This window comes from Bacillus sp. FSL K6-3458, from assembly GCF_038005045.1.
Classification (GTDB): Bacteria; Bacillota; Bacilli; order Bacillales; family Bacillaceae; genus Bacillus; species Bacillus altitudinis.
Genome location: NZ_JBBOSI010000001.1, coordinates 1,154,275 through 1,166,324 on the forward strand (window position 1 = coordinate 1,154,275; position 12,050 = coordinate 1,166,324).

The 12,050-nt window shown below is 40.8% G+C and carries 9 protein-coding genes and 3 pseudogenes; 10 read left to right on the plus strand and 2 right to left on the minus strand.

Going from position 1 to position 12,050, the window contains the following annotated elements; genetic code table 11:
• The first annotated feature begins 3 nt into the window (after positions 1-3).
• Complete coding sequence (locus MHH23_RS05945) at positions 4-252, plus strand: hypothetical protein (protein ID WP_041091815.1); 249 nt, start codon at positions 4-6, stop codon at positions 250-252.
• A gap of 21 nt (positions 253-273) precedes the next feature.
• Here MHH23_RS05945 and MHH23_RS05950 read toward each other — a convergent pair whose 3' ends face one another.
• Positions 274-1,014: a protein-glutamine gamma-glutamyltransferase gene (locus MHH23_RS05950; RefSeq protein ID WP_008345763.1), complete on the minus strand. Its 741-nt coding sequence runs from the start codon at positions 1,012-1,014 to the stop codon at positions 274-276.
• A 339-nt stretch (positions 1,015-1,353) separates the two neighbouring features.
• Between MHH23_RS05950 and MHH23_RS20115 the strand changes: the two are divergent.
• The 8 genes and pseudogenes from MHH23_RS20115 to MHH23_RS05975 all read left to right on the plus strand — a co-directional run.
• A pseudogene (locus MHH23_RS20115) lies at positions 1,354-2,220 on the plus strand (cache domain-containing protein); the annotation flags it as partial.
• 114 nt (positions 2,221-2,334) lie between these two features.
• Positions 2,335-3,162 carry a methyl-accepting chemotaxis protein gene (locus tag MHH23_RS20120; protein WP_370539193.1) on the plus strand — a complete coding sequence of 276 codons (828 nt, stop codon included), beginning with the start codon at positions 2,335-2,337 and terminating at the stop codon, positions 3,160-3,162.
• Between the two features lie 282 nt (positions 3,163-3,444).
• A pseudogene (locus MHH23_RS20125) lies at positions 3,445-4,332 on the plus strand (HAMP domain-containing protein); the annotation flags it as partial.
• Positions 4,327-5,277 (plus strand): methyl-accepting chemotaxis protein, encoded by a 951-nt coding sequence (locus tag MHH23_RS20130; protein WP_445285662.1) that lies wholly within the window; start codon positions 4,327-4,329, stop codon positions 5,275-5,277. The pseudogene MHH23_RS20125 and the gene MHH23_RS20130, both read left to right, overlap by 6 nt.
• 318 nt (positions 5,278-5,595) lie before the next feature.
• Positions 5,596-6,492 (plus strand): annotated as a pseudogene (locus MHH23_RS20135) (HAMP domain-containing protein); the annotation flags it as partial.
• A complete protein-coding gene (locus tag MHH23_RS20140) occupies positions 6,484-7,431 on the plus strand; it encodes a methyl-accepting chemotaxis protein (protein WP_370539194.1) in 948 nt (315 codons plus the stop codon). The pseudogene MHH23_RS20135 and the gene MHH23_RS20140, both read left to right, overlap by 9 nt.
• Positions 7,432-7,801: 370 nt before the next feature.
• Positions 7,802-9,790, plus strand: coding sequence for a methyl-accepting chemotaxis protein TlpB (gene tlpB, locus MHH23_RS05970; protein ID WP_039169704.1), 1,989 nt, complete (start codon positions 7,802-7,804; stop codon positions 9,788-9,790).
• Between the two features lie 90 nt (positions 9,791-9,880).
• Complete coding sequence (locus MHH23_RS05975) at positions 9,881-10,405, plus strand: type 1 glutamine amidotransferase domain-containing protein (RefSeq protein ID WP_008344162.1); 525 nt, start codon at positions 9,881-9,883, stop codon at positions 10,403-10,405.
• A 55-nt stretch (positions 10,406-10,460) separates the two neighbouring features.
• On the opposite strand, the gene MHH23_RS05980 is transcribed toward MHH23_RS05975, so the two are convergent.
• Complete coding sequence (locus MHH23_RS05980) at positions 10,461-11,450, minus strand: Gfo/Idh/MocA family protein (protein ID WP_125589757.1); 990 nt, start codon at positions 11,448-11,450, stop codon at positions 10,461-10,463.
• 200 nt (positions 11,451-11,650) lie between these two features.
• Between MHH23_RS05980 and MHH23_RS05985 the strand changes: the two genes are divergently transcribed.
• Positions 11,651-12,043, plus strand: coding sequence for a DoxX family protein (locus MHH23_RS05985; protein WP_268431534.1), 393 nt, complete (start codon positions 11,651-11,653; stop codon positions 12,041-12,043).
• Positions 12,044-12,050 lie beyond the last annotated feature (7 nt).

Here is a 12,050-nt window from a genome sequence, read left to right on the forward strand (position 1 = left end):
AGGATGGAAATCTTAAAACATTCATATCGGAAAAAAGGACAAATTGAATTTCTATTTGATGATTTTCCGCACTCCCCTGCCGTTCTTACCCCCATTCGTCATTACTATTTCGTTCGTTATGTGAAATGGAATCAGCACGACCCTCCAGTCACAAGAAACGATCTAGAAGAAATGGAAATCCTAGCAAACGCAATGCTTGGCACGCTCCATGATTACCGAAAACGCAAGGCATACAAAGGCCCCTTGTCATAACCTATAGACAAGAGGCCTTTTTTAGCTGCCAAACATTTGCCTGAGATAAATAACATCCATCCTAGTAGTCTGCGGCAGTAAATAAGCGGACTGAACCGCCCCTGGCCGTCTTCTGGCATTTAATTTATCGATAATCTCTGCAGCTGTTAAGATCCCAAGCCCATGCCCATAATATTGATCTTCCCCTAAGTAAATCACATTTTCTCCGCGCCATTGAGACTGTTGATAGCTAAACTCTGGATTCTCGAAATATAGGCAATCCCCATAAATAAAATCATTTCCGCGCTCTGTATAAATGGACAATGTATCATAGTGCCAGTCATACAGTGTTAAACTTCTAAGTCTTCGATTGAACTTCTCGTCTCCTACCGTTTGCAAGACCCCCATATAAAACACAATGACAATCGCTGTGGCACATTCAAAGGCATATTTTGAGCCATTTTCAAAGATGTCTTTAATCCCTGTAGATGGCTCGACTTGATAGCGCAGTTCTAACGCTCCGGCCTCTGATACACGCCAATAGGCGTCATTCGCACGGGACCTTTGAAAGATAGCAAATGAGGCACCGCTCTTATTCAAATCTCTTGCCGCATTCATGATATTCGATCTTAAAGTCACTTCAAATAACAAATCAGATGCCTGCCTATAACGGAACGTATCATTTGAGGCTTGTAACTGCATCAAAATGATCCGCTTTTGTCCTTCTAGCTGAAACGATGCCAGCTGCTCATTTGTCACTGGCTGTCCTGAAAGGATAATCATATGAAAAGCGCCCCCTTTTGTATTAGCGTATGCGGGATGCTTGGGCAAGGAATCAATTTGTGGAAATAAACAAAAAGACATCCTTTTTATTTGAAAAACATGAAAATAATATGAAGCTGTCCGATATAAAACATAACGTTTAAAAGGAGGAAAAACATGAAAAGTATCATAAAATGGTTGAAAAAACCATCGATTTCTAAAAGGCTGATTATTTCATTCACACTTGTTCTCGTCTTGCCTATCATTACACTCAGTACGATTTCATATCAGATTGCCAAAGAAGAATTAGATCATGAAATCATGTACGGAGCAAACGCAAGAGTCAATGAGCTGAATGACATGATCGAGCAAAAGCTTTTGAATAAGGAGAACGCAGTCAAACTGTTTACCGAAACATCCAGTGCTGCAGACTTTAAAAAGAAAAACCAGGACGAACTGTATGAGCATTTTGAGATATACAGTAAAATCAATGAAGACGATGTGGTTGGGTTTTATGCAGCAAGTAAAAATCGTGACTTTATTCAGTTCCCTAAAGTAGATATGCCAAAAGGCTATGATCCAACAACTCGTGATTGGTATAAAGCGGCGATGCAGGACGAAAAAGGTGAACCTGTGGTCACCAATCCATACATCTCTGCCACAACAAACGGCATGGTTGTCACAATCGCTCAGCGTCTGAAGGACGGGTCGGGAGCCATTGGGATTGATATTGATGTACAGGATATTGTGGATAAAATCAAAGACATTAAAATTGGACGAGAAGGATATCCAATTATTGCAAATAAAAATAAACAGATTGTCGCTCATCCAGAAGAAAAATCAGGATCTGCAGTGACTGAAAATATTTCATCAATCCTTTACAGCAGCAAAGAAGGAACATCAACTTATGAGAATAAAGGAGAGCAAAAACGCCTCGTTTTTGTAACAAATGATTTAACAGGTTGGAAAATTGCTGGAACGATGTTTGTATCAGAAACAGAAGAAGCAGCACAGCCAGTTTGGAATTCTGCCATTATTCTTTTAATTTCTTCTTTTATCCTTGGCGGTATTGCGATCTTCTTTATCGTTCGCTCCATCACAATTGGACTTAGAAGGCTTGTTGATTTCTCAGAAAAGGTGAGTGAAGGGGATCTAACGGAAACCCTCGAAACCAAATCGAAGGATGAAATAGGAGACCTCACAAGAAGCTTTAGTAAGATGAGTGAATCTTTGCGTGAAGTTATCCGAGCGGTCCAGCAATCTGTCGACAATGTAGCTTCAGCTTCAGAAGAGCTGACTGCTAGTGCCAGCCAAACAAGTCAGGCGACAGAGCATATCACCATGTCGATTGAACAATTCTCAAATGGGAATGAAGCACAAAATGAGAAAGTCGAATCTAGCACGAATCAGCTTGTCGCAATGAATGAAGGATTACAAGGTATGTCACAAACTTCATCAGAAGTGACTGCTGTCTCCATTCAATCGACAGAAGCGGCTGGACAAGGTGGACGTATCGTTGAAAGCACAGCGAATCAAATGAAACATATCGATACATCTGTACAAGAAGCCGAACAAGTCATGAAAGAATTAGAATACAAGTCTAAAGATATTACCAGCATTTTAAATGTCATTAATGGCATCGCAGATCAAACGAATTTACTTGCACTCAATGCAGCCATAGAAGCAGCAAGAGCAGGTGAATCAGGGCGCGGTTTCTCTGTCGTAGCAGAGGAAGTCAGAAAACTAGCAGTCCAATCCGCAGATTCAGCGAAAGAAATTGAAAAGCTGATCCAAGAAATTGTGTTGGAAATTTCCAAATCTCAAGAGATGTTCAAAGCTGTTAACCGAGAAGTAAATGCAGGACTTGGGATGACAGAAGAAGCAAAAGAAAGCTTCCAAAACATCTATGAGGCGGCAGAAGGTATGTCGAAAAAACTCACTCAATTAAATGATACAGCGGTTGACCTATCAAGCGGATCAAAACTTGTATCACAAGCCATGCAAGAGATGCGTCAAGTTTCAAGAGAAAGTGCGGCGAACATTCAAGATATTGCGGCATCTGCTGAAGAACAATTGGCATCTATGGAAGAAATTTCGTCCTCTTCTGTCACACTTGCCAATATGGCTGAGGAACTAAAAGAGCTGACAAGTCAATTTAAAATTGATTAAAAAACGATGAAAAAATATCCAGAATTGTCTGGGTATTTTTTTTATTTTTAAACGTCATTTCCAGCCCTCTAAAAATAAACCTTTCATCCGATAATAACTTTAGAGAAGTAAAGGGGGAAAGAGAAAATGGGAAAAATGATCCAAGGGTTCAAAAAACCATCCATTTCTAAAAAATTAGTTATTGCCTTTTTGGTAGTCCTCATACTGCCAACCGTCGCACTCACAATCAGTGCATTTTTCACATCAAAAACAGAGTTAGACAAGCAGATTATGGGCAGTGCAATGAGTCAGGTCAATGCATTTGATACCTTAATCGATGAGAATATTGGGAACAAGGCAGAGGCTGTGACTCTGTTTACAGATGATCTCAAAGCGGCTAATCTTCAAGAAAAAAATAGAAAAGCTACCATTAAAGAATTGCAGCAATATGGAAAAATTAATGAAAAAGATGTCTCAGCCATTTATGCAGGTTCAGAAAAGGGTTTGTTCATGCAATACCCAGTTCAAAAAATGCCTGAAGGCTATGACCCGCGAGAGCGTCCATGGTATCAAGAGGCCATGAGTGCTGATGGTAAACAAGTCATCACGAAGCCATATGTCGCAGCATCTACAGGTAAAATGGTCATCACCATTGCCCAAAAAACGAAAGATGGCTCAGGGGTGATTGGTCTTGATATGGAAATTGACAGCCTCATTCAAAAGCTAAAAGAAATCAAAATAGGTCAAAAAGGATATGCTTTCATCATGGAGAAGGATAAAACCGTGTTAGCAGATCCAACCCAAAAGCCAGGAAGCAAAGTCAATGAGAATTTGGCGAACATTATTTTTAAAAACAAACAAGGAAACGGCAGCTATACACTCAATGGAACAGATAAAAAGGTAGCTTATGTCACCAATGAACTAACCGGCTGGAAAATCGGCGGCACGATGCTCGTATCAGAAGTAGAGGATGCAGCTAAACCCGTTTTCAATACAGCCATTATTGTGTTCAGTGTGACACTGATCGTAGCAGGAACCCTCATCTTCTTTATTGTCCGCTCTATTTCAAATAGATTATCCAATCTGGCCCGTTTCTCGAAAAAGGTCAGCGATGGTGATTTACGTGATAAACTTCAGATTCAATCAGATGATGAAATAGGACAAGTTGGTAAAGGCTTTAATACGATGATTGACTCATTAAGATCCCTCATTGGTGCCGTCCAAACCTCCGTTGAAAATGTCGCTTCTTCATCAGAAGAACTGACCGCAAGCGCAGGACAAACAAGTAAAGCAACAGAGCATATTACATTAGCCATTGAACAATTCTCTACTGGTAACGAAAGCCAGAATGATAAAGTGGAATCAAGCTCAGAAGAGTTAGAAGAAATGAACAGAGGCCTTCAGCACATGAATGAATCGGCCGAATCGATTACCGCTTCATCCATCAAATCAACAGAGATTGCAGGAGAAGGCGGACAGCTAGTAGAAAAAACCGCTTCTCAAATGAACGTGATTGATCAATCAGTGAAAAAAGCAGAGAGTGTCATCAGTGCGCTAGAAAGCAAATCAAAAGATATTACCCAGATTCTTGGTGTCATTAATGGCATCGCAGATCAAACGAATTTACTTGCGCTGAATGCAGCGATTGAGGCAGCAAGAGCTGGAGAATCTGGTCGAGGTTTCTCCGTTGTAGCAGAAGAAGTAAGAAAACTTGCTGTTCAATCTGCCAACTCAGCGAAAGAAATTGAAAACTTAATCAAAGAAATCGTTCAAGATATTGATGTATCACAAGAAGTATTCACAGCAGTAAATCAAGAAGTTCAATCAGGCTTAAGCTTTACTGAACAAACGAAAGTCAGCTTCCACAATATTTTCGACATGACCAAAGAAATCTCAGATCAGCTCCAAACAATGAATCGAACAGTTGTCCAGTTGTCAAAAGGATCTGCACATGTTTCTGAGGCTGTCCGTGAGATTGCAGACGTATCACGTGAAAGCTCCGCCAATATTCAAGACATTGCCGCTTCAGCTGAAGAACAGCTGGCATCAATGGAAGAGATCAGCTCATCCTCTGCCACCCTTTCTTCAATGGCAGAAGAATTACGTGATTTGATTAGCAAATTTAAAGTCGAATAAACCAAATGAAAAGAACCTCCAGCTAGGGGGTTCTTTTTTTGAAGTGAATAAATCGAAAGAAATAGGTAAATATGCTTATTTTGGTGGTTTTTTGAACATTACACCTTGAAAAATAATCCGTATTACCTAAGAATAGAGGGGGATGATCCCAAATCATAAATCAAAAGGAGTAGAGTCATGAAAAAAATCAACTTTTTTAAGCACTTTACGATGTCAAAGAAATTAATTACTGCATTCTTAGCGATTCTCCTAGTGCCCATTCTTGTGTTGGCCGCATTTTCCTATGAAGTGGCGTCTAAGTCTCTCAATGATGAGATTATGTCTAGCGCTGCAAATGGTGTGAATCAATTAAATGAACTGATCAATAAAGATGTACAGCCTAAAATTGATATTGTTTCATATTTATCTAAATCGGTGAAAAAAAAGGAACTGGCCTCTAAAAATAAGGATTTACTTAAGGTGAAATTAGAGCAACTATCGGAAACAGACGACGATGTCGTAGAAGTATTTGTTGCAGATCAGAATGGTAAACTAACTGAATATTCCGAGATTCATAAAGGCAGTGCCAAAAGCGCAAAAAATGAACCATGGTTTCAACAATCAATGGGAGATGACAAACTCATCATTTCAGATCCTTTTACAGACAAGTCATCAGATGACCTGCTCATCACAATATCAGAACAGTTAGCAGATGGTTCTGGTGTTATCGGCATAAATGTACGATTGAACACAATTGTGAAAGATACAAACAGTATCAAAATTGGTCAAGAAGGTTATGCGTTTGTCGCTACCTCAGACCAACGTTACATTGCTCATAAAACGGAAAAGGCCGGGACGAAACTGACAGGCGATTTCATCGAAAAAATGTATCACAATAAAAAAGGCAGTTTCGAATATGAATTCAACGGACAGCCGAAGCAAATGTTTTATGACACAAATGAAGCGACAGGCTGGAAGCTCGCGGGAACAATGTATGTCAACGAAGTGAAAGAAGCCGCGCAGCCAGTGCTTGACTTAACCATGATCATCCTAGCTGCTGCGATTGTCATCGGTGGAATCGCGATTTATTTTATTATTAAATCGATCCGAAAACCACTCATAGAGCTCTCTGAATCGGCTGAGAAAATCAGTCAGGGGGATCTCACCCAGCATATTGAGGTGCGCACACATGATGAAATAGGCAAACTTGCACAGAGCTTTAACGATATGTCGGCAAAGCTGAAACAAGTCATTCAAGCCGTTCAGAATTCAATTGAAAATGTTGCTGCCTCATCTGAAGAATTAACGGCTAGCGCAGGACAGACAGCCCAAGCAACTGAGCATATTACCTCATCTATTGAACAGTTCTCAAACAGCAATGAACATCAAAATGAGATGATCGAAAAAAGCTCTGTCCAGCTAAACGACATGGATCGCAGTTTATCACATATGGTCAACACGACTTCTCACATGATGGAATCATCTATCGAGTCTAGCAAAACCGCTCAGGCTGGTGGAGAGCTCGTTCAAAAAACAGCAGGTCAAATGCAAACGATTGAACAAGCAGTGAAAGAAGCAGAGCTTGTGATTGCAGGGCTAGAACAGAAATCTAAGGACATTACAAGCATTCTTGGAGTCATCAACGGCATTGCAGATCAGACGAACCTCCTCGCTTTAAATGCAGCGATAGAAGCCGCACGTGCAGGTGAGGCAGGAAGAGGCTTCTCTGTGGTCGCAGAAGAAGTCCGCAAGCTGGCAGAGCAATCAGGCAGCTCTTCAAAAGAAATTGAAAGCCTAACGAACGAAATTGTAGATGAAATTGAAAAGTCGCAGAAGATGTTTAGACAAGTAGCAGGTGAAGTTCAATCTGGATTAAACATTACAGATGAAACGAAAGTGAGTTTTGAGAAAATCACCCATAAGACATCAGAAATGACAGAACAAATGAAACAAATGAACGGATCAGCCCAAGAACTTTCTCATGGCTCAAACGATATTTCACAAGCAGTCAATCAAATCAAAGAGCTTTCACGTGAAAGTTCCGCAGGTTTCCAAGATATTGCGGCTTCAGCAGAAGAACAGCTGGCATCAATGGAAGAGATCAGCTCATCTTCCGCCACTTTATCTCAAATGGCAGAAGAACTGAGAGAGCTCATCAAACAATTTAAAATATAAGAGTCATAGTAGAACACCTGACGTTTTGACGTCAGGTGTTTCAGCGTGTAGACAAACCCTCGCATTCGGTGTCAGTCCTGCGTGCTGGTGCTCACGAATTCAAATTCGCTCCGCACCAGTACTCGTCCTTCCTAGGGCTGCAAAGGTTTTCTATCACGCTGAAAAGAAGACAAAGGGCTAAAATCAAGTTCATTTTAGCCCTTTGTCAATAATCTGGAACCCCTGACGTTTTGATGTCAGGGGTTTTTCCGTTCTTTGCACATAATTTGGGTATTTTGGACTTATCTAGACTTTAATAAGTTAAAAAAGTAAAGAACCTAGTAGTACTTCCGATATATATACTATCTTACTAAAAGGAGTTTTCTTTTTTATGAATTTCATACAGTATTTCAAAAAACCATCGATATCAAAAAAGCTCGTTTTCTCTTTCTTATTTATTCTTTTATGCCCAATTATCGTATTGGCATTCTCTTCATATCATACGGCGAGCACCTCTTTAAATGATCAAATCATGCAAAGTGCAAAGGAAAATGTAGAACAGCTGGACAAAAACATTACGAAGGTTGTAAAAGTAAAAACAGACGCAGCCGATTTCTTTAGCAAATGGATTACTGAGAAAAAGCTGGGGCAAAAAGGAACGACTGATATTCAAGGACGCTTTGAGCAGTTCATGAGCATGAATGATGACACAGAAGGCATCTTTGTTGCTTCAAGTGATGGAAAAGTGTTCTCAAGATATCCTAATCAAAAAATGCCTGCTGATTATGTCGCAACTGAGCGGGATTGGTACAAAGATGGCTGGGCGAAAAACGGTGAGCTGTCTGTTTCCGCTCCATATCCAACCGCATCAACTGGTACGCTTGTTGTGACGATTTCAAAAAAACTAGAGGATGGTTCTGGTGTTATTGCCATGAACCTGGACATTGCGAATCTAGTAAAAGAGTCTAATAGTATCAATATTGGTAAAGAAGGTCATGCTTTTATCGGCAGCCCAGATCGAACATACGTGGCACACCCAACGAAAAAAGCAGGAACAAAATTAACAGGTGATTGGGTAGACAAGCTTTATACACAAGACAAAGGTTCAATGAGTTATATGTTTGAAGGAAAAGAAAAGCAAATGGAGTTCACAACAAACAAAGCGACTGGTTGGAAAATTGCCGGTACAATGTTTGTCAATGAAGTAGAAGAAGCGGCGCAGCCAGTCTTCAACATGGCGGCCATTATATTAGCTGGTGCGCTCATCATTGGCGGGATTCTCATCTTCTTTATCATCCGTTCCATTACAAAACCACTTTCTATGCTTGTCTCCTCTTCTAAGAAGATTAGCGAAGGAGATTTAACAGAAAAAATTGATGTTAAATCAAAGGATGAAATTGGTCAGCTCGGTACAAGTTTTAATGAAATGAGTGAGTCACTCAGAGACGTCATCCAAGCTGTACAGACATCTGTTGAAAACGTGGCGTCATCGTCGGAAGAATTGACGGCAAGTGCAGGTCAAACGACAAAAGCAACCGAACATATTACATCATCCATTGAAACATTCTCGAACGGAAACGAAAATCAAAGTGAAATGGTGGAACAAAGTGCAGCCCACTTGAAACAAATGAACGAAGGGCTAAATGAAGTTGCACAAACATCTGATGTCATTACAGAATCATCGGTTCAATCAAAAACAGTCGCAGAAACAGGCGGACAGCTTGTTGAACAGACAGTTGGCCAAATGAAAACGATTGATCATTCAGTGAAAGAAGCTGAAAGTGTGATCAACGGATTAGAGCATAAATCAAAAGATATCACCAACATTTTAGGTGTGATTAACGGTATAGCAGATCAAACGAATTTACTGGCTCTGAATGCAGCCATTGAAGCAGCACGTGCGGGCGAGTCAGGCAGAGGCTTCTCGGTTGTAGCAGAAGAAGTCCGTAAGCTGGCGGTTCAATCATCAGATTCTGCAAAAGAGATTGAAAAACTCGTCAAAGAAATTGTCTCTGAAATAGAAACGTCTCAAAATATGTTCAAATCTGTGAATGAAGAAGTAAAAAATGGCCTATCAATTACAGACCAAACAAAAGAAAGCTTCTCACAAATCAATCAGCAAACGGCAGAAATTGCGACAAGAATCAATGAAATGAATACGACAGTTCGTGAGCTTTCAAAAGGATCTGAGCAAATTTCTAAAGCTGTGAATGAAATTGCAGATGTATCGAGAGAGAGTTCAGCAAGTATTCAAGATATCGCGGCATCAGCAGAAGAACAGCTGGCATCTATGGAAGAGATTAGTTCTTCTTCGACGACGCTTTCCCAAATGGCGGAAGAATTGCGTGACTTAATTAAAAAATTCAAGATCAGTGAATAATCGAAAGTGGTTCTCCTCAAGGGGAACCGCTTTTCTTTTTAAGAGATGATCTCGTACAATAGAGGAAATCCGAAGAAAAGGAGAGATGTTATGCGTTTATCAAATAAGAAGGTCATTGCGTTAGTCAGTGATGATTTTGAAGATTTAGAGCTATGGTATCCCGTTTTGCGATTAAGAGAAGAGGGGGCAACTGTCCATCTCGTAGGCGAAAAAGCAGATCATGAATATATCGGGAAGTACGGAGTGCCAGCTGTATCAGATGCAGACTTCTATTCCATTCAAGCAGATGATTATGATGCGGTTCTCGTTCCTGGGGGATGGGCACCGGATAAACTGCGCCGATATCCAGAAGTATTAGACATCGTTCGTACGTTTGATGCAAAGGGCAAACCGATCGGACAAATCTGTCATGCCGGATGGGTGCTCATTTCAGCTGGTATCCTGAAAGGTAAAAAAGTAACGAGTACACCTGGTATTAAAGATGATATGACGAATGCTGGAGCGGAATGGTTTGATGAAGCCGTTGTGACAGATGGTCATATTGTATCAAGCAGACGCCCGCCGGACCTTCCGCCATATGTGAAAGCATTTGCCGATGTATTAGCGGCAAACTAGATTCACACGAACAAACAAAGGGCTGTAAAACGCCCTTTGTTCATTCAACGCCTCATTACATTTGTCTGTCGGCTGGATAGATAATGCCCATTTGTCTTCTCGCCTCGTCCATGACGGACATGGTTTGAACGGATAAGGCAAATGTATTGACTGGCGACTGTCCCTTTTTTTGCTTGATGCATTGAATGAAGTGATCGATTTCATAATACATAGCAGGTTGATCATCTTTGAGAGAAATATCGGTTTGCTGTCCATTTCGATCATGGATGGTGATACGAGAAGGACGGTGAAATTGATCAATCACCATTGTGGCATCCTCCCCTTGAATTTCAGCAGATACATGAGACGTTGAGATTTTTGAATGGAAAAGCAGTGCTTGATGCCCTTCATATTGTAAAAGTAATGAACCGCTCCCATCTACTCCAGAAGAAAGTGTATAGCCTCTCGCGGTGATTTGATGTGGCAGCCCGAATAAATAAATGATGGGAAAGACAAGATACACGCCGATGTCCATTAAGGAACCATTGGATAATTCCGGCTTAAAAGCATTTGGAATCTCACCGTTTCGGTAGGCATCGTATCTTGAGGAATATTTACAGTAATGAGCGATCACTTGCCGAATGGGGCCTAGTTGATCAAGATGCTGTTTGATTTGAAGAAAATTCGGCAGAAATGTTGTCTTCATCGCTTCCATTAAGCACACCTGATATTTTTTCGCAGCAGCAATCATTTCTTCAGCCTCTTTCCGGTGAGAGGCCAATGGTTTTTCACATAATACATGTTTTTGATGCGCCATCATCAGCATCGCTTGCTCTTTGTGAAGGGCGTTTGGACTTGCGATATACACAGCATCAAACGCATCACTTGCCGCCATTTGCTGTAAATTAGTAAAGACGGTATCAATGCCATACTTGTCTGCAAATGCCTGTCCTTTTTCAGCAGACCGAGAATAGACGGCCGTACATGTAAAATCCGCCACTCCTTCACCAGCCTGTAAGAATCGATCTGTAATCCAATTCGTTCCGATGACAGCAAATCGAATCATCACATTCCCTCCTTCTGCTTTTCTCTGATTATACATGCTTTGAAAGCGTTTGTATGAAAGAATCTTCTTTTTTATTGAAAAGCGGATGAAACCTTTACCTTAGCTGATGCGTCTTACATAAAGAATATAAATGTACGAAAAGTGGATAGTTTCCTCCTTCATTCGGGTAATACTTGAGAAGGAGGGAGGAGGAAACGAACATGAAGCGCATCCTACATATAGGAAGTACATACGCATTCGCGCTTTTATTTATAGCAGCCGGTGTTTTTCATGTGATAGAGCCAAGCGGCTTTGCCCGCATGATGTCTGGATGGCCATTTCCCTATGGCATCATTTATGCCACCGCATGTTTGGAATGGCTGCTCGCCGTATTACTGCTTCTTCCAAACGTAAGGATTGTGGCAGCAAAAATGATCGCTGTCTATCTGGTGCTCATTTTCCCTGCGAACCTATTTGCTGCGAGAGAAGGGATTCCATTTCCAGGGCAAGAGAGCACAGAACAAGCCTTGTTATGGATGAGATTAATCGGACAACCGATTTTGATTGGATGGGTCATGTCCATTGCGAAACTGGAAGAAAAGCTGAAACAATGATCACAAA